This is a genomic window from Acinetobacter sp. CY81 (assembly GCF_059515925.1).
The window spans coordinates 184,681-203,045 of record NZ_JCAKNC010000004.1 but is presented as its reverse complement, the minus strand read 5'-3'; the positions used below and the strand labels follow the sequence as shown (position 1 = coordinate 203,045).

The following is an 18,365-nucleotide window of genomic DNA, read 5'->3' as shown; positions in this document are numbered from 1 at the left end:
CATAAGCAAAAAGCCAAGGGTTCATCCCTTGGCTTTTTTACGAATACTGAAAATTGAGCATGATTTAAAAAATCTCACTACTCAATTAAATTTCAATTTGACTACCCATCTCAACCACACGGTTTGGTGGAATCTGATAAAAATCACTCACTGGACTGGTATTGCGCTGCATAGAGATAAATAATTTTTCACGCCACGGCGCCATCCCATCTCCGACAGTGTGAATCAGTCGATCACGCGAAATAAAGAAACTAATCCGCATCATGTCAAATTCTACGCCTGCATCCTCATAAGCCTGTTGGAGTGCTTTAGGAATATTCGGTTGATCTTTAAAACCGTAATAGACAAAGATTCGAAAGAATCGATCATCCATTTTTTCCACATTAATCCGCTCTTGATCTGACACAAACGGAACATCGCGTGTTACCACCGTGACCATAATATTACGTTCATGCAACACCTTATTGTGCTTAATATTGTGCAACATCGCGTGCGGTACAATATTCGGCGTTCCAGTTAAGAAAATTGCATCTCCCGGAACAATTGGCGTTTCATTGCCCATACTCACACTTTTAATGAATAAATCCATTGGTAAAGCATCGGATTCAAGGCGATTTAAGACAATCTGACGGCCATCTTTCCATGTCATCAAAATGGTATACACCACTGCACCAATGAGGATTGGTACCCATCCACCCCCAATGATTTTTAAAGAAGTTGAACCGACAAAGACTAAATCGACCAATAACAGTGGAATCGCAAATAATGCTACTTTCCACATCGGCCAACGCCAAACACCATAAGCCAAGATACTGATCAAAACTGTCCCACACAGCATAGTCATGGTCACTGCAACACCATAAGCACTGGCTAAGTTGGCACTGTTTTCAAACAGTAAAATCAAAATCACAACCGATATAAACAGCACCCAGTTAATGAATGGTACATAAATCTGACCACGCTCAACATGCGAGGTATGTTGAACCGTCAACCGTGGTAAATAGCGTAATTGAATCGCTTGATTGACCATTGAAAAAACGCCTGTGATCACTGCTTGAGAAGCAATCACCGCAGCAGCAGTCGCTAAACCAATCATTGGGTATAAAGCCCAATCTGGAATCAGTAAATAAAATGGATTTTCCAATGCCGCTGGATCACGCAGGAGTAATGCCCCCTGTCCTGCATAATTCAACAATAAACAAGGTAGAACGATTAAGAACCACGCCAACTTGATTGGCATACGTCCAAAATGCCCCATATCGGCATACAAGGCTTCACCACCGGTAATGGTTAGAATCACCGCACCCATCGTTAAAAATGCAACATAGGGTTGTTGTACGACAAAGTTAATCGCCCAATGAGGACTCACCATCGCCAATACAAATGGCGTTTGCATCACGCTCCAAAGCCCCAATACGCCAATCGACAGAAACCATGCCAAGGTCAATGGACCAAAGAGCTTACCCATCGTTCCTGTACCATGACGCTGTACTAAAAACAGCCCTGCTAAAATACCAATTGCCAATGGCGTTAACCATTGATTAAACATTGGCGTAGCGATACTTAAACCTTCAATTGCAGAAAGTACTGAAATAGCGGGTGTAATAATCCCATCACCAAAAAATAGCGATGCACCAATAAAGCCTAAAGCAATCAGATAAATTTTCTTTTGATCTGCGATACGGGTCGAACGCAGATTCAATGCCAATAATGACATGATCCCACCCTCACCATTGTTATCCGCACGCATAATCACACTTACGTACTTGAAGCTGATAGTCAGCATCATGCACCAAAAAATCAGAGATAAGATCCCCAATACGGTCGCATCAGTAATCGCAATATGTGCAGTGAGAAAACATTGTCTGAGTGCGTAGAGAGGACTGGTTCCAATATCACCAAATACCACCCCGAGTGCTGCCAGTGTGATGGCAGGTAAGGCCGCTTTTTTTGCAGTACTTTGCATAATGTTGTCTTCAAATTTTTAGACAGGATTTTTTCGCCATCATATCACTGCGTTTAAACTTTTTCTTCAAATCAATTGTTTCAGCTTGGCACAACCTCAAATATTGGTTATTATCCCTCGCCTTGGTGAAGTGTCCGAGTGGCTGAAGGAGCACGCCTGGAAAGTGTGTAAACGTTTATAGCGTTTCGAGGGTTCGAATCCCTCTTTCACCGCCAAATTTTTTCGATATTATCGAAACGGAAAAAGAGTTTGATGTCTTACATCAAACTCTTTTTTTATCTCTATATAATTTTACATTCATTCTTCCAGTCGCATTTATTTATTGTTCCATGCTCGTCATTCCAAACTTACACAATCACGAGAGAATCATTACTCATCCAGATTGGGCTAAATTCAGCTTCAAAGCAGCACCATTAGATACATTTAAACTACACTTTGTGCGGTTATACTTAAAAAACAATGCAATCAGATTAAATAATAATCAATAAATTAAGATTTTTTTGATAATAGCATTAACTTATTAATATATATAAAGAATATAAAATATTTAAATATTATTAAAAATCAATATTTTATAAAATAATCGTAAGTTTATTCCTCTATTTGTTTATTTTTTGTTTACAACATAAATCAACTTCGGCAATAATAATGCATACCAAGTCACATTATGAGTGTTTAACATGAATAAATTACGTTTAGCAGCATCTGTAATGATGATGACATTGACCTCTACTGCATTTGCAGGAACTCAAGTGAAATACGAAACGCATTATACGATTGAGAAATCAACACAAGTTGAACACTTGAAAATTTCTCAACCCAATATGGATCGTGTCCAATTTGAAAATGCTTAACCGATTCAAACAATATTTATTTTAATTCTTGCCAATAACAATAAATATCGATGATTCAATCCAATAAAAAGTATCGATATAAAAGAAAAAAACAGAATAAGAAACGCTTTTTTTGAGTAATCGCTGACCAAAAATATGTAACACAGCAAAATTTAGCGAAATAATAATAACAATAAATAAGAAAGTGAATTAAGTGATCGTTTTTTGGCTTGCGTTTTGTCAGAAATTCGCTATTATTCACACACAACGTTGCCGGCATAGCTCAGTTGGTAGAGCAACTGACTTGTAATCAGTAGGTCCACAGTTCGAATCCGTGTGCCGGCACCATTTTAAACTTAGCCTCGCTTTCTAGTGAGGTTTTTTTGTTTCTGAAATACTGTTTCTTCATCTTTAAATTTTGATGTTTACTTATTCGAAATCAATACAACTCATCCAAAAATAAATCAATCGAATCAGTGAATGACTAATTTCGTTTCTGTGCACTGATTTGAACATAATCTACACACCCATCTATATACAATTTTCGACATAGTTTGGCTGTCATCTCAATTTTAAAACGATCTAAACGAAAACTAGCCTTTTTTAAAGATTTTGATAATGAGCGCTGCTGTATGTAATCAGCAAATCCCTTCAATACTTTTTGAGTTAAATTTTCAATCTGAATGTTTTCAAAACCCTTCTCGATGAGTACATTTTCAATACCTTGATGATCCATCAAGTCTGATAATTCGACATCTGCGCATTTGAATAATGTTTTTAATTTTAATTTCTGAAATGTTGAAAGGCTGTGAAATTTTTCAGTCAGCATTAAGTTATGAAATCCAATTCGTGCTTTTGAATTTAAAACAGTATTCACCGATGTTAGAAATGAATTCAAATGACAGTGATATGCAGCATCAATACATAAAACCACATCGAATTTAAATTCAAAATGACATTGTTTTAAATTTAAAAAAGAACCCTGTTGGATATTTTGAAGTTGAATACTATGAATTTGTTTTAATTTATTTTGAATGTTATCCACACAAGCAGCTTGTAACTCAACTGCTTCAATGTGTTGTACCTTAAAGTGCTCATGCCAAAGTACAAGGCTTGCACCTTTTCCACAGCCCAAATCTAGCAATTTATCTTTTGAATTTAAATTAATAGCTGTCGCCAAATGTATTGCCAATTGGCGACAGGCTTGTGGATAAGAATCATGAGTATGATTCCAATAACCTAAATTGCTCCAAGCAAGTTCATTATGATCACCCAACATCGCAGCATTAATTGCATACTTATGTTGAGGTTGTTTAGTTTGAATCGCTTGAAGCCATTTCATTTGCATTACTCAGTGAATTAACCATTGAGTCGCTAAAATGAATTGTTTAGTAACCCAGCTCTGGTGCAACCTCAACTTTAGGTTTTAATCCAACAAACGGCAATGGTGCATTGAAAATTTCACCGATATGCATTGCTGAAGTCACGGCAGATTCTAGAATAGGCAAGCCATCACATGACCAAGAACCACAGTAAAATACTTTACGGTTTTTATCTTTATGACGTTGTTGCAATTCACGGTTGAGATTTAAAGTATTGGTATCTACCACTGCACGAGTCAAAGTCACTTTAGAAATTACTTTCTTTGGATCAATATCCACCACAGGATTCCACGTTTGGAAGACAGGAGATTTACCGACCAAGCTTGGTTCAATCGAATTTAACCACACAGAGAAATGTTGTTTGGTAAATTTACGATCCATCATATAACTGAGTACTGACCAATCTTTACGGCGTACAGGCATCACGATTGGATCAGTGTGAATTACCAATTCACCTTGAACAAACTTAAACTGTTTAAGTAACTCAATATCATCTGCAAACTGTTCTTTATTTAAAAACTCTTCAATTTTGGTAGTCGGTGTCGCTACAACAACTCGATCAAAGCTTGCCGAATCACCATGCGCAGTTTCTACATAAACCTCTTCACCACGCTCTTCAACCAGTGTGATTGGGGTATCACAACGTAACTCTATGCCTTCAATCAACTTTTCAACCAAAGCAGGTGTGCCACCTTGAATACGTAATAAAGCATCACCATCAGTCAATTGACCCAAGAAAACCAAAAGCGGTTTTGCAGGCCATTCACCTATCGTTTTAGCATCACAAGTACAAATGGTATAGAGCACTGGCATTACAGCACCATTCCAAAACACTTCTTCAATTTGGTTCTGCGCAACAAATTCAGCAAGCGTGATATTTTGATTGTCTGATTTGAAGAATTGCTTAATTGCAGTTTTTAATTGCAACATGCCCTTCACTAAACGCCAACCGTATTGCTTTAAGCCTTTTTGGTTGTTAATGATCGGAAAGTTACCAATACGTGTTCTTGACGTCGTCAGCCACGTTTCAATTTTGTCTTCAAACAACCAACTACATGACATATAAGTACGAACAGGGAAAGTTTTGATCCCTAAATGCGTTGCCAAGCTTAAGGTATTTTCCCAAAGCTTTGGATTCATTACGCGAAGTGGTGAATCAATATTTCCACCTTCATAATTTAAGCTATAGCTATCCATTCCACGGCCTGGAAGCGCTTCGAAAATAGTAATTTGATGTCCTGCATCTTTTAGAATTCTTGCAGTAGCGAGTCCCGCCATGCCACTTCCGATCACTGCGATCTTCAAAATGATTATCCGAGAGTTGAAATTTTAAATATTATGCGGGAAGCCACTTCAAAATACGGTATTAAAAACTTCCAGATTTTTCATTTTTAATAGATCGAAAAACGAACAACTACGCATGATTTGAAATTTTTGTGCTTTTTTTAAACAAAACTAACTATATAAAATATATAAACTTTTTATTTCTAATAAAAAACCTTTAAAAACAAGCTAGATATTTTCACCAAAAATTAAAAAATGCAGTTTACAAGCTGAATCTAATCCATTATCATAAGCACATAAAATGTGAACCATGTCACATTATTACAATAATAACAGCGTGATAGAGGAAAAAATAAATAGAAATTACAGCGTAAGGACCTCCGTTATGTGGGATGGAGGTCCTTTATTTTTTTCCAAATTTTATGTTTTTTTAGCAAAATATTTACTCTCTGTTAAATCATCGCCAATTCTCATTTTGATTTGCATTTCATATATCTTTTTATCAATTTTTTTCTCTCTACAAACTGCAAGCGACTTAATCATCACTATTGAGTATTTGATTTGGTTTAAGCTCGCTCTAGAGTCAATTTTTATTCAAAGATAAAGTGACATTAACTGAAGATGAATATTTCAATATCCTTTCAGTTCATCTTATTTTGGCCAATAAAAAAGGCGGATCGAAATCCACCTTTTTAACATCTGCGTTATAGCACTATCCAAATCTAATTCGGCAATCCTACTTTATGCAGAAATTTGACCAAATTTCCCAGCATTGAAATCATGGAAAGCTTGCACAATTTCATCTTTCGTATTCATCACAAATGGACCATGCCCTTGGATTGGCTCATTCAATGGCAGACCTGTTAATACTAAGAATTTAGCATCTTGAGTTGCTTCCAGCTGAATAGTCGGCTCATTGTCTCTTGCAAACATGACAATAGAGCTATCCATCACTTTCTGCGTACCATTAAGTAGCATTTCACCTTCAAGTACCACCACCAATGTATTGTGATCTACAGGTACATGAATATGCTCAACAAAACCAGTTTTCAGTGCACCATCCCATACGTTAACTGGGCTATAAGTACTTGCTGGACCTGTATGGTCTGCATGACTACCTGCGATGACACGAATATGACCTGCATCGTCATCAAAATTCACGACAGGAATATCTTTCGATTCAATACCCTGATAGCGAGGTGCAGACATTTTATCTTTGGCTGGCAAATTCACCCAAAGTTGTACCATTTCAAATAGACCGCCACTTTGAGCAAACTCAGGTGAATGAAATTCTTCATGCACCACGCCTGATGCCGCAGTCATCCATTGCACATCACCAGTTTTAATCGTTCCACCACCACCCGATGAGTCTTTATGAGTTACTTCACCTTTATAAGCAATGGTTACAGTTTCAAAACCACGGTGTGGATGTGAACCTACGCCATGCTGAGCAGTGGTTGGATTAAAATGATATGGTGCAGCATAATCCAACAATAAAAATGGACTAATTGCCTGACCTAAACGGTCATAAGAAAATAGATTTTTCACTGGAAAGCCATCGCCGACCCAATGCATTTGTTGATTGCGGTAAACACCAATAATTCTTTTCACTTTATCCCCCTATCACTAGATCGCTAGGAATTAACATGAAATGATCTTAGTTTTTTTGTTCACGCAGTAACAGTATCTCTCCAGCAAACTGCATCTCAATGGTAGGACAATATTTAAATTAGACACCACTATTCCCACATAAAATAATTTAAATCATAAACTTATGCAGATTGTCTTATTTATATGATTATTCTTCTCAACTTTAAGGGTATTGTAATAAACTAACTGCTACTATGATGATCCTTAACATTGAAAATAATCCCTATTTTTCAATGCTGAAATTCGAATAGTCCTCTCCAGATTAAGGAATATAACAATGGGTAAACCTTACGTACGTTTAGATAAAGACAACGCTGCTGTCCTTCTTGTAGATCACCAAACAGGTCTACTTTCTTTGGTTCGCGATATTGATCCAGATAAATTTAAAAATAATGTTTTAGCACTTGCAAATGCAGCTAAATATTTTAACTTACCAACAATTCTTACAACGAGTTTTGAAGATGGTCCAAATGGTCCATTAGTTCCAGAACTTAAAGAAATTTTCCCAGATGCACCGTACATTGCTCGCCCAGGTCAAATCAATGCTTGGGATAACGAAGACTTCGTCAAAGCTGTAAAAGCAACGGGTAAAAAACAATTAATCATTGCAGGTGTTGTGACTGAAGTTTGTGTTGCATTCCCTACACTGTCTGCACTTGCAGAAGACTTCGATGTATTCGTGATCACTGATGCTTCTGGTACATTCAATGCATTCACACGTGATTCAGCTTGGGATCGTATGTCACAAGCTGGCGCTCAGTTGATGACTTGGTTCGGCGCTTCTTGTGAATTACACCGCGATTGGCGTAATGATATCGAAGGTCTAGGTGCTTTATTTGGTCAGCATATTCCTGACTATAGCAACCTGATCCAAAGCTACGTGAAAAACACTGAGAAGAAATAATCTCTCTAGTTTTGAAAAGCGACCTTCTGGGTCGCTTTTTTATTTTCCTATAAATGGTATGATCATCTACAAATAAAGCCCATTAGAGGTCATACATGCATTCATTTGATGATTATTACTATTTCTATTTAGTCGTTAAATATGGTGGTTTCAGTGCTGCCAGTGATATTAGCAACATCACCAAATCTAAACTAAGCCGTCGTATTCTCGATCTTGAAGCAAAATTCAATGTCACACTGATTCAACGCTCTACACGTCATTTTAAAGTCACGCCATTAGGGCAAGAGTTCTATGCAGAGTGTAGCAAAATCATAGAACAAGCGGATCAAGCTCAAAATGTGCTACTCAAACAGAAAAATGAGCCTAAAGGTCTGATTAAACTGAGTTGTCCACCAGTGATGATGGAGCATCAAATCCGCCCCCTACTCAATCAATTCCTCAAAGATCATCCACATGTTGATGTTGAAATGGAATTGACTAGTCGCCGTGTTGACGTTTTACATGATGATATCGACTTGGCGATTCGCACCAATTTTGGGGTCAATGAAGATTCTAGTATTATTGTTCGAGATGTGGTTAAAACCACACACTGTTTAGTGATTAGTCCTGAATTACTGGAAGGGCGTACCATCGAACATGTGACTCAAATCAATGATTATCCAACCATTGTTTTAGGTACACAGAAAGCACATTACCATTGGCATTTGCATAATTTGAAATATCAAGACGAAATCAAAATTTTGCTTGAACCACGAATCAAAAGTAATGATTTGGCCGGTGTGTATTATGCAGTACTGGATGGATTAGGCATTGCAGACCTACCCTATTTAACCGTGAAAGAAGATATTGAAGCGGGTCGACTCATTCATTTACTTCCAGATTGGTGTTCTAACTTAGGCACGGTTCAATTGGTTTATGCATCACGTAAAGGGCAACGTTTAGTGATGGAAAAATTAATTGAACATTTAATCGAAGGCGTACGCAATTATGCTCCAACGCAAGAAGGCTATTTAATCTAAAATGCCTGATTTTTAAAATTTTAATGATAGATATAAAAAAACCCAGAACATTGTTCTGGGTTTTTATTTCATTCGAGAGTGATGCTAGCGAAAGAAATTATTCGACTTAAAGGTTAATCGCTTAGATTTTACCAACCAAGTCAATTGAAGGAGCTAAAGTTGCTTCGCCTTCTTTCCATTTTGCAGGACATACTTCACCTGGGTGTGCATGTACATATTGAGCAGCTTTCACTTTACGAAGTAACTCAGATGCATCACGACCAATACCGCCTGCGTTAATTTCAACGATTTGGATTTTACCTTCTGGATCGATCACGAATGTACCACGATCTGCCATACCGTCAGCTTCGATTAAAACTTCAAAGTTTTTAGACAAAGCCCAAGTTGGATCGCCGATCATTGGGTATTGGATTTTACCAATCACATCAGAAGTATCGTGCCAAGCTTTGTGCGTGAAGTGAGTATCTGTAGATACACCATAAATCTCTACACCTAGCTTTTGGAATTCAGCATAGTTATCAGCTAAATCACCGAGTTCTGTTGGGCATACAAAAGTAAAGTCTGCTGGATAGAAGAATACAACTGACCATTTGCCTTTAAATTTTTGCTCAGAAACTTCAATGAAATCACCATTGTGGTAAGCAGTTGCGTTGAAAGGTTTGATTTCTGTATTAATTAAACTCATGTGCTATTCCTCTGTTTCGTTCTAGGGAGTGCTTATCTGTGAAGCTAGAATACGAAAATAAATAACATCGGTAAAACAGAAGTTTTTTATAAAAATAATCGTTTTTTTAAATTAAAACTTATTCATTACATAACATTTTAATCAATTTGATATTACTTGGTAATTGCATCGACATCGGTTCAAAGTACAAACCACTAAATAAATCGTCTTTATCTAAGACTTTCCCTTGAGGTGTAAAGCGCTGACTTTTGACATACGCTCGGGCTTTATTTTGACAATCAATTTGATGAACAGCTTGTATGTACCCTTTCGGTTTAATATTTATTGATGGCACGCCATGGCGGTAAACATATTTATAATCAATTTCAAAAATATGTGGTGTTGTATCCACTGGTTTGATCGTTGCTTTATCAATATAAGACCAACCAGCATCATCCTGATCAAACAGAGTCCATTGATGAGATTTTGCTGAGGTAATGCTACTACACAGCACTAAAGCTAATAACAGAAGATGTCTCATTAAATTTTCCCTTATTTAATTATCAACTCATGTTTTAACATATCCCTATAAAAACAAAAACCCTTTGTATAACAAAGGGTTTTTAGATTATTTAGACCTTGTGAAATCTATTCTCAGGTGTGTCTCAAAATGGTAAGTCATCATCTAAATCAGCAGGTGCAGTCGCCATTGGCTTCGCAGGTTGTTGCTGAGGTTTCGGTGATTGGAAACCTTGATTTACATTGTTGCCATAGTTGCCTTGAGGTGCTGAGTTGTTGTTATAACCACCGCCCTGTTGACCACCATAACCACCTTGATTCGATTGGTTATTGTTGCCGGCATTATTGTTGAAGCGTGGTTGCTGATAACCGCCTTCGCCTTGATTGTCACTTTGTTGACGATTATTCGAATCAAGCATCTGCATTTGCTCACCACGAATTTCTGTAGTGTAACGCTCTTGACCGCTTTGATCTGTCCATTGACGTGTACGTAATGAACCTTCGATATAAACTTTTGAACCTTTACGTAAATATTGCTGAGCAATTTCACCTAAACGATTATGCAACACAATACGGTGCCATTCCGTTTGTTCTTTACGTTCACCGCTGGTTTTGTCAGTCCAAGACTCACTTGTCGCGATTGAAAACTGAGTCAATGATCCGCCATTTTGAAACGTTTTAGTTTCTGGATCTTTACCTAATGTACCAACTAAGATTACTTTGTTTACGCCGCGCATTTGCTGTTATCTTCCTATGTCGATTCTATGTTTTACTTTATAAGAGTTATGATTAAATGGCTACCTCTTTACCCAACAAGCGCGTTAAATCGTGTCGCGCTGCATCATCTATAAGCAGTTTATCCACTTTAATATACGCCACTTGTTGCTCGGGCATCACCACGACCTCTTCAATACCACGAATTGCTAATAACTGAGAAGTCCATTCATCTGTTTGTTTATTCTCTGGCAGGCTAAAAATCACTGAAGATAAATAGCGTGGTTGAGACAGTCCAAAACTAATCAATAACCATACAATAGCAATTACGGTGAGAATGCTCCAACCGAGCGAAGTATTGTTTAATACCAACAGTTGACCACCCAAAATACCACCACAAAACGCCCCTAAAAATTGTCCACTGGCGTTGACACCCATTGCTGTCGCTTTGGATTGAATCGGTGCTGCTTTAGACAACCATGAAGGCAATAAGGCTTCCATAACGTTAAAGGCAATAAAAAATAATCCTAAGCCCAATAGCAACACATATTTTGATTCAAAGCCGAAAATCATCACCAACAGGCCAGCGATAATCCCTGCGATCGCGGTCAAGAATATGCCTCGCATTTTGCGATATTTTTCAGCCAAAATAATGCTTGGAAAAGCAAAGAATAAACTGATCACCAACAATGGTAAATACACCAAACCATGACTGGATAATGGAATATCCGCAAAGTTAATCAGCTGTGAAGGCACGTAAATAAACATGGCTGTCAGCAGTAAATGCAAGGTAAATACCGAAACATGAAGTCGGTTCAAATCCTTCATTTTCAAAACTTGTTTGAGCTGTGTCAGATAACCCTGTTGGAAATTTTTATGATGTCGTGTGGTTTTCGGCACCATAAACACCATACCAATCGCCAATAAACCCATTAGTGTGGTCACCCAGAACAAACCTGAAATGCCCATCACGCCCGTTAACCAAGGTCCTAGGCTAAAGGCAATCACAAAAGAAACACCGATACTCATGCCCATGGTTGCCATGGCTTTCATACGATTTTCTTCACGAGTGACATCTGCGAGAAGCGCCATTACCACCGCAGAAACTGCACCACCACCTGCAATCGCACGTCCAATAATCACGCCATAAATGGTTTCAGACATCGCGGCAATTGCACCACCTAAAGCGAATAGCAATAAACCAATAATGATCAAAGGCTTTCGACTGAAACGGTCTGCAATGAGGCTAAATGGAATCTGTAAAAGCGCTTGGGTCAAACCGTATACACCAACAGCTAAACCAATTAAAGCGGGCGTTGCATACTGATATGACTGCCCTGCAACTGAAAATACAGGCACGATCATGAACAAGCCCAACATTCGCAGTGCAAATATACTGCTCAATGCAAAAGTGGAACGGCGTTCTAAGGCATTCATCATATCTATAGCTTTCTAAACAAGGGCAAAGTTTGATGGGCTCATCATGGCATAAAGTTACTATATAAAGTCATGACCTAAAGAGCACATCTGAAAATAAATAAGGGTGCAATTGCTTGCACCCTTATTTTAATCTAAATCTGATGGAATTATTAACTCCATACAAATTTAATATTTAACCTAACTTAGCTTTGTCTAGCGAAGCTTAGCCCAACTTGGCTTGTCTTTTCTTGTATTGGATCGAAGCAATGATCGCCCAAACAATGAAAGCAACACCGATCAAACCTGTCACTACTTCTGGCACATGCAGACCTGTACCACTTGCAATCATGATGAATGCAAGCGCACCAATTGCATAGTGAGCACCATGTTCAAGGTAGATATATGCATCCAGTGTGCCTTTTTCTACCAAGTAGATCGTGATTGAACGTACGAAGATCGCACCAATCGCAAGACCTAACATGATCACAACCACATCTGAAGTAATCGCAAATGCACCGATCACGCCGTCAAAACTGAATGACGCATCAAGCACTTCAAGGTATAAGAAACCACCGATACCTGCTTTTACTACACCTGTTGGTACGCCATTGCTGTCATGTGAAATCGCATCACCATTTTCATCAATTTCAGGCTCGCCACCGAGTAAATGACTTAGTACTTGAACACCGATATAAATCACGATACCCCAAATACCCGCCATCGTTACCACAAGGCGTTTGGTTTCATCAACGTTGGCAGCCATGATCAACAGCGCAACCAATGCGATAAACACTGAAAGTGCAGGCACACTCGCAAGATTTGCTAAACGACGCTCAATGAATTTGAACCAATGCGTGTCTTTACCATCATCCAGGAAGAAGTTTAAGAACACCATCAATAAGAAAGCACCACCAAAAGCAGCAATTTCAGGATGATGATTCATTAAACGTTGTGAATATTCTTTTGGATCATTCAATGCCAATTGGATCACTTCAACAAAGCCCATATCCGCAGTGACAGCCACGATCACGATTGGGAAAATCAAACGCATACCAAATACTGCGATCAAGATACCCACCGTTAAGAAGAGCATTTTCCAGAAATGATCCCAATGGCGTAAAACTGAAGCATTTACTACAGCATTATCAAATGATAACGAAATTTCCATTACAGCAAGAATGGCGGTAATCGTTAATACCGTAAACATGGTCTTTAAGCCTGCTTCTGGCCCATGGGTATAGCCCCAATATGCCGAAATCGCCAGACAGACAATTGTAAAGACGATGGAGAAACCAAAATGTTTCCACATGAGAATTTGACCTTTAAGAATTGAAAATGAATAAAGTTAAAACTCAATAAATCTATGTATTGTTTTATGGCGCAATTATGACCCTTTTTTTAAATCAAAACCAAAAATTCTTCGTATTGTTTTTGAAGAATATCCATTTCAAGCTAATTTGATTTCATTCCTCTGATTCTTTTCCTCATTGACAGTTGATATAGTTCCAAGTCTCTTTCTCATGTTTCAAAAGGCTCAATCATGAGTTTCACCCAAGACGTTTGGCAACGTAATCATGCTCTCTATAAAAAAACTTTAGCGTTGCCTTTTAACCAAGAGCTTTCCCAAGGTTCTTTAAGCAAAGAAACTTTTTGTCATTATGTGATTCAAGATGCACATTATCTTTTAGCGTATGGGCGTGCCCTTTCCGTCTGCGCTGCAAAAGCCTTTGATGCCGATGCTGTGATTCAATTTAGCCAAGGAGCAAAAGAAGCGATTATTGTGGAACGTGAACTGCACAATGGCTTTATGCATGAATTTGGTATTACCAAAGCAGATTTTGAAAATACGCCTTTAACTGCGGCTTGTCATCATTACACTTCCTTTTTGACTGCTACAGCTTGGTCAGAAAGTTATCCTGTGGTTTTGGCTTCGCTCCTGCCTTGCTATTGGATTTATGCTGAAGTCGGTAAAGATATCGTGTCAAAATCTGTTACCAATAATCCATTCCAAGCTTGGATTGACACCTATTCAGGTGAGCATTTTAATGAAGAAGTGCGTAAAGTTTTAGCGATCATCGACGCTGTTGCTGAAAATGCCGATGCTGAGACGATTGAAAAAATGCATCAGGCTTATACCAAAGGTGCTGAGTTAGAATATCTATTTTGGGATAGCGCTTACCGCCAACGACAATGGCTCAGCTTGGATGAATAAACTTAGATCCATAAAATAATGAGATGAATCAAAATAAGATTATTGATCGAGCTTCAACCTGACATTTTTGAAGCATTTATATGGCTAAGTACTTCCCTGCTTAGCCATTCATAAACAAAAATTATCTTTACCCAATTAAAACTCGACGAATCCTTAATACTTTTTCTTATTTCTCTACGTTCCCATTCATTTTCAGTCCTTGATTAAATAAGGCTGGACAGTCACAGAAAAATCCAACACAATTAATGATAACGATTATCATTATCGAATAATTGGATTTTTTATAATTTGTGAGGACTTCTCATGCAACAACATACTTTAGGAACAGAAGCGATTCGTGCTTATTTTACTTTGCAATGCTGTTGGTTGAATAACGAAGAGGTTTATTTAGAGAAAGGATGTTCACATTGTGGATCAGCTGCCACGTATTTGCTTTATTTTACCCATGGGCATATCCAAAAATTGATGTTGGATTTCATTGCCAAATTTCCATGTTTAACCTCGCCTAAGGTTGAGTTTTATACCATTCCCAATTTTGAAAAAGAATATAACGACTTCTTGCAGATTTTAGAAAAAGAAGTGAATTTCTATGCCCGTAAACATCATGACATTCCACGGCATTATGCATTTGAACAAATTGATTCTATTTTTGAACGTAGCTATTTAAATGCTTGCTAATCAGATGACTGAATAGAAGCATTGATCAACTCATTCCAATATTACATTTCGATATTTTTGCCCTTTCCTTTTTATACTTTCTAATAAATCTCTTCATCATCCACTCTGAGCAGAATGATAATCTTATTCTGCTCTGTGCATTTGAGCATCTTAAAGATGATTTTTTAAATACACCGACATCATTTGTCGTTTTATTTTATTAAAAACCCACTTGAACAAAATTAAATCGTTATCATATATAACCTTCAATTTGCATAACATCGAGATGTTTTTATGAGTCAAAGTCATATCCGTATTCGAGGCGCACGTACCCATAACTTAAAAAATGTGTCACTCGATATTCCACGCGATAAGTTCGTGGTGATTACGGGACTTTCAGGTTCAGGTAAATCATCTCTCGCTTTTGATACATTATATGCCGAAGGTCAACGTCGCTATGTTGAGTCTTTATCGGCTTATGCACGCCAGTTTTTATCGCAAATGGAAAAACCTGAAGTCGACTCGATTGAAGGTTTAAGCCCTGCAATTGCCATTGAACAAAAATCGACAAGTCATAACCCACGTTCAACTGTGGGTACGATTACTGAAATTTACGATTACCTCCGTCTGCTGTATGCACGTGTCGGCACACCTTACTGTCCTGAACATGACCTGCCGATGGTGGCACAAACTGTTTCGGAAATGGTGGATGCTGTTAAATCCCTCGATGAAGGCACAGCATTAATGCTTCTTGCACCAGTGGTACGTGATCGTAAAGGTGAATACACCAATTTATTTGAACAGCTCCAAGGTCAAGGTTTTGTCCGTGCACGTGTCGATGGTGAAATCATTGAAATTGATACGCCACCTGAGTTGGATAAAAAGAAAAAGCATACAATTGAAGTGGTGGTGGATCGTTTTAAAGTCCGTGATGACTTGGGTAATCGTATTGCAGAATCATTTGAGACAGCACTCCGTTTAGGTGGTGACATCGCAATTTTGGCATGGATGAATGACGAACAGCCTGAACGTACATTCTCAGCAAAGCATTCTTGTCCTCAATGTGACCGTGCTGTGGCTGAACTTGAACCTCGCTTATTCTCATTTAACAATCCATTCGGTGCCTGCCCTGTTTGTGATGGTTTGGGAACACGCAGTCATTTTAGTGCAGATAAATTGATTCCTGCTCAAGATGTATCTTTAAGCCAAGGAGCCATTCGTGGTTGGGATCGCCAGCGTCCTTACTACTACACCATGATTCAAAAAGTCGCTGATCATTATGGTTTTTCACTCGATACCCCTTGGAATGAGTTAGATACAGATACCAAAAAGAAATTCCTTTACGGTACAGGCAAAGAAAAAATTGATTTAAGTTATATCGATGAACGTGGTCGTAAGCATTCACGAGTTCAAGCTTTTGAGGGTGTCTTGCCTCACCTTGAGCGTCGTTACCGTGAGACTGAATCGAACTATGTTCGTGAAGACCTAGCACAGTATTTATCGAATGCTGCTTGTGATGCCTGTGATGGTTCACGTCTGAATGAAATCTCACGTAATGTCAAAATCTTAGATAAAACCATCGCTCAAATCACCAAGATGTCGATTGGGGATGCTGAAGCTTATTATCAAGATCTTCAACTTGAAGGTGCCAAAGGCGAAATTGGCGATAAGATTTTTAAAGAAATTCGTGAGCGTCTACATTTTTTGGTTTCTGTGGGTTTGAATTATTTAAGTCTGTCTCGTTCGGCAGAAACCTTGTCTGGTGGTGAAGCTCAGCGTATTCGTTTGGCTTCGCAAATTGGTGCAGGTCTCATGGGCGTGATGTACGTGCTCGATGAACCATCGATTGGTTTGCATCAACGTGATAATGACCGCCTGCTTGAAACTTTGGTTCGTTTACGTGACCTAGGTAATACTGTCCTTGTGGTTGAGCATGATGAAGATGCGATTCGTGCGGCAGATCATATTATTGATATTGGCCCTGGTGCAGGTATACATGGTGGTCATGTCATCGCGGAAGGTACTTATGAAGAAATTTTGGCTAATAAAGAATCCCTCACAGGACAGTATTTATCAGGCAAACTCAAAATCGAAGTGCCTAAAGTCCGTACGCCATCACCTAAACCTGATGAAAAAATCAAGCTCATGGGGGCTGCGGGTCATAACTTAAAGAATGTTGATTTGACCATTCCTTTAGGTGTAATGACTTGTGTAACAGGTGTATCGGGTTCGGGTAAATCAACCTTGATTAACCGTACTTTATTGCCTTTAGCTGCAACTCAGTTGAATGGTGCAACGACTTTAACCGCTGAAAAATTTGATTCGATTGATGGCTTACAGTTCCTTGATAAAGTCGTCGATATTGATCAAAGTCCAATTGGTCGTACACCTCGCTCAAACCCTGCAACCTATACAGGTTTATTCACCCCGATTCGTGAATTATTTGCTCAAACGCCTGAAGCGAAAGCGCGTGGTTATGCCGCAGGTCGTTTCTCTTTTAACGTGAAAGGTGGTCGCTGTGAAGCCTGTGAAGGTGACGGCATGATCAAGGTTGCGATGCATTTCTTACCAGATATGTATGTGCCTTGTGATTCGTGTCATGGTAAGCGTTATAACCGTGAGACTTTAGAAGTTGGCTTTAAGGGTAAAAACATTTCTGATGTCTTGGAAATGACGGTTGAAGATGCAATGCATTTCTTTGATGCGATTCCTGTGATTCACCGTCGTTTAGAGACTCTAACGCAGGTGGGTCTGGGCTATATCCGTTTAGGTCAATCTGCGACCACACTATCAGGGGGTGAAGCACAACGTGTGAAATTGGCACGTGAACTTGCGAAGCGTGATACAGGCAAGACTTTATATGTGCTTGATGAACCGACGACAGGTCTACACTTCCATGACATTGCGAAACTTTTAGATATCTTGCATGAACTTCGTAACAAGGGTAATACCATCGTGGTGATTGAGCATAATTTGGATGTGATCAAAACTGCCGATTGGGTGATTGATCTAGGTCCTGAAGGTGGTTCAGGTGGTGGGATGATTATTGCTGAAGGGACACCTGAAGAAGTGGTGAAAGTGAAAGCTTCACATACAGGTAAGTTCTTAAAGCCGATGTTGAAATAAGATTCACTTTTAAACT

The 18,365-nt window shown here is 38.5% G+C and carries 15 protein-coding genes and 2 tRNA genes; 8 read left to right on the top strand and 9 right to left on the bottom strand.

Features of this window, described 5'->3' with window-relative positions; all coding sequences use genetic code 11:
• Positions 1–85 precede the first annotated feature (85 nt).
• Complete coding sequence (locus tag AC5YDM_RS07135) at positions 86–1,966, bottom strand: potassium transporter Kup (protein WP_496151422.1); 1,881 nt, start codon at positions 1,964–1,966, stop codon at positions 86–88.
• 124 nt (positions 1,967–2,090) lie between these two features.
• Here AC5YDM_RS07135 and AC5YDM_RS07130 point away from each other — a divergent pair.
• The 3 genes from AC5YDM_RS07130 to AC5YDM_RS07120 all read left to right on the top strand — a co-directional run bounded on the left by AC5YDM_RS07130 (position 2,091) and on the right by AC5YDM_RS07120 (position 3,147).
• A tRNA-Ser gene (locus AC5YDM_RS07130) sits at positions 2,091–2,181 on the top strand.
• Between the two features lie 465 nt (positions 2,182–2,646).
• A complete protein-coding gene (locus tag AC5YDM_RS07125; RefSeq protein WP_496151421.1) occupies positions 2,647–2,820 on the top strand; it encodes a hypothetical protein in 174 nt (57 codons plus the stop codon).
• A gap of 251 nt (positions 2,821–3,071) precedes the next feature.
• A tRNA-Thr gene (locus AC5YDM_RS07120) sits at positions 3,072–3,147 on the top strand.
• Between the two features lie 136 nt (positions 3,148–3,283).
• On the opposite strand, the gene AC5YDM_RS07115 is transcribed toward AC5YDM_RS07120, so the two are convergent.
• The 3 genes from AC5YDM_RS07115 to AC5YDM_RS07105 form a co-directional block, all read right to left on the bottom strand.
• Positions 3,284–4,141 carry an SAM-dependent methyltransferase gene (locus AC5YDM_RS07115; protein WP_496151420.1) on the bottom strand — a complete coding sequence of 286 codons (858 nt, stop codon included), beginning with the start codon at positions 4,139–4,141 and terminating at the stop codon, positions 3,284–3,286.
• Between the two features lie 46 nt (positions 4,142–4,187).
• Entirely contained in the window at positions 4,188–5,486 is a 1,299-nt protein-coding gene (locus AC5YDM_RS07110) for an FAD-dependent oxidoreductase (protein ID WP_496151419.1), read from the bottom strand.
• Between the two features lie 720 nt (positions 5,487–6,206).
• Positions 6,207–7,076, bottom strand: coding sequence for a pirin family protein (locus tag AC5YDM_RS07105; protein ID WP_496151418.1), 870 nt, complete (start codon positions 7,074–7,076; stop codon positions 6,207–6,209).
• Between the two features lie 316 nt (positions 7,077–7,392).
• Between AC5YDM_RS07105 and ycaC the strand changes: the two genes are divergently transcribed.
• Together ycaC and AC5YDM_RS07095 are read left to right on the top strand one after the other, a co-directional pair.
• Positions 7,393–8,019, top strand: coding sequence for an isochorismate family cysteine hydrolase YcaC (ycaC, locus tag AC5YDM_RS07100; protein ID WP_496151417.1), 627 nt, complete (start codon positions 7,393–7,395; stop codon positions 8,017–8,019).
• Between the two features lie 95 nt (positions 8,020–8,114).
• Positions 8,115–9,038: a LysR substrate-binding domain-containing protein gene (locus AC5YDM_RS07095; RefSeq protein ID WP_496151416.1), complete on the top strand. Its 924-nt coding sequence runs from the start codon at positions 8,115–8,117 to the stop codon at positions 9,036–9,038.
• Positions 9,039–9,159: 121 nt separating this feature from the next.
• Here AC5YDM_RS07095 and ahpC read toward each other — a convergent pair whose 3' ends face one another.
• The 5 genes from ahpC to AC5YDM_RS07070 all read right to left on the bottom strand — a co-directional run bounded on the left by ahpC (position 9,160) and on the right by AC5YDM_RS07070 (position 13,663).
• Positions 9,160–9,723 carry an alkyl hydroperoxide reductase subunit C gene (gene ahpC / locus AC5YDM_RS07090; RefSeq protein WP_496151415.1) on the bottom strand — a complete coding sequence of 188 codons (564 nt, stop codon included), beginning with the start codon at positions 9,721–9,723 and terminating at the stop codon, positions 9,160–9,162.
• A gap of 118 nt (positions 9,724–9,841) precedes the next feature.
• A complete protein-coding gene (locus tag AC5YDM_RS07085; RefSeq protein ID WP_496151414.1) occupies positions 9,842–10,243 on the bottom strand; it encodes a hypothetical protein in 402 nt (133 codons plus the stop codon).
• Positions 10,244–10,367: 124 nt separating this feature from the next.
• Positions 10,368–10,958, bottom strand: coding sequence for a single-stranded DNA-binding protein (gene ssb, locus AC5YDM_RS07080; RefSeq protein ID WP_496151413.1), 591 nt, complete (start codon positions 10,956–10,958; stop codon positions 10,368–10,370).
• Between the two features lie 52 nt (positions 10,959–11,010).
• Complete coding sequence (locus AC5YDM_RS07075) at positions 11,011–12,375, bottom strand: MFS transporter (protein ID WP_496151412.1); 1,365 nt, start codon at positions 12,373–12,375, stop codon at positions 11,011–11,013.
• A 202-nt stretch (positions 12,376–12,577) separates the two neighbouring features.
• Positions 12,578–13,663 carry a DUF475 domain-containing protein gene (locus tag AC5YDM_RS07070; RefSeq protein ID WP_496151411.1) on the bottom strand — a complete coding sequence of 362 codons (1,086 nt, stop codon included), beginning with the start codon at positions 13,661–13,663 and terminating at the stop codon, positions 12,578–12,580.
• A gap of 231 nt (positions 13,664–13,894) precedes the next feature.
• Between AC5YDM_RS07070 and tenA the strand changes: the two genes are divergently transcribed.
• The 3 genes from tenA to uvrA all read left to right on the top strand — a co-directional run bounded on the left by tenA (position 13,895) and on the right by uvrA (position 18,349).
• Positions 13,895–14,566 carry a thiaminase II gene (gene tenA / locus AC5YDM_RS07065; protein WP_496151410.1) on the top strand — a complete coding sequence of 224 codons (672 nt, stop codon included), beginning with the start codon at positions 13,895–13,897 and terminating at the stop codon, positions 14,564–14,566.
• A 303-nt stretch (positions 14,567–14,869) separates the two neighbouring features.
• Entirely contained in the window at positions 14,870–15,244 is a 375-nt protein-coding gene (locus AC5YDM_RS07060; protein ID WP_496151409.1) for a hypothetical protein, read from the top strand.
• A 273-nt stretch (positions 15,245–15,517) separates the two neighbouring features.
• Complete coding sequence (gene uvrA, locus AC5YDM_RS07055; RefSeq protein WP_496151408.1) at positions 15,518–18,349, top strand: excinuclease ABC subunit UvrA; 2,832 nt, start codon at positions 15,518–15,520, stop codon at positions 18,347–18,349.
• Positions 18,350–18,365: the final 16 nt, after the last annotated feature.

Excerpts from the sequence above, each read along its gene's own strand:
- AC5YDM_RS07135 (WP_496151422.1), bottom strand. The coding sequence starts at position 1,966 with ATGCAAAGTACTGCAAAAAAAGCGGCCTTACCTGCCATCACACTGGCA.
- AC5YDM_RS07125 (WP_496151421.1), top strand. The coding sequence starts at position 2,647 with ATGAATAAATTACGTTTAGCAGCATCTGTAATGATGATGACATTGACC.
- AC5YDM_RS07115 (WP_496151420.1), bottom strand. The coding sequence starts at position 4,141 with ATGAAATGGCTTCAAGCGATTCAAACTAAACAACCTCAACATAAGTAT.
- ycaC (WP_496151417.1), top strand. The coding sequence starts at position 7,393 with ATGGGTAAACCTTACGTACGTTTAGATAAAGACAACGCTGCTGTCCTT.
- AC5YDM_RS07095 (WP_496151416.1), top strand. The coding sequence starts at position 8,115 with ATGCATTCATTTGATGATTATTACTATTTCTATTTAGTCGTTAAATAT.
- ahpC (WP_496151415.1), bottom strand. The coding sequence starts at position 9,723 with ATGAGTTTAATTAATACAGAAATCAAACCTTTCAACGCAACTGCTTAC.
- AC5YDM_RS07085 (WP_496151414.1), bottom strand. The coding sequence starts at position 10,243 with ATGAGACATCTTCTGTTATTAGCTTTAGTGCTGTGTAGTAGCATTACC.
- ssb (WP_496151413.1), bottom strand. The coding sequence starts at position 10,958 with ATGCGCGGCGTAAACAAAGTAATCTTAGTTGGTACATTAGGTAAAGAT.
- AC5YDM_RS07075 (WP_496151412.1), bottom strand. The coding sequence starts at position 12,375 with ATGATGAATGCCTTAGAACGCCGTTCCACTTTTGCATTGAGCAGTATA.
- AC5YDM_RS07070 (WP_496151411.1), bottom strand. The coding sequence starts at position 13,663 with ATGTGGAAACATTTTGGTTTCTCCATCGTCTTTACAATTGTCTGTCTG.
- tenA (WP_496151410.1), top strand. The coding sequence starts at position 13,895 with ATGAGTTTCACCCAAGACGTTTGGCAACGTAATCATGCTCTCTATAAA.
- AC5YDM_RS07060 (WP_496151409.1), top strand. The coding sequence starts at position 14,870 with ATGCAACAACATACTTTAGGAACAGAAGCGATTCGTGCTTATTTTACT.
- uvrA (WP_496151408.1), top strand. The coding sequence starts at position 15,518 with ATGAGTCAAAGTCATATCCGTATTCGAGGCGCACGTACCCATAACTTA.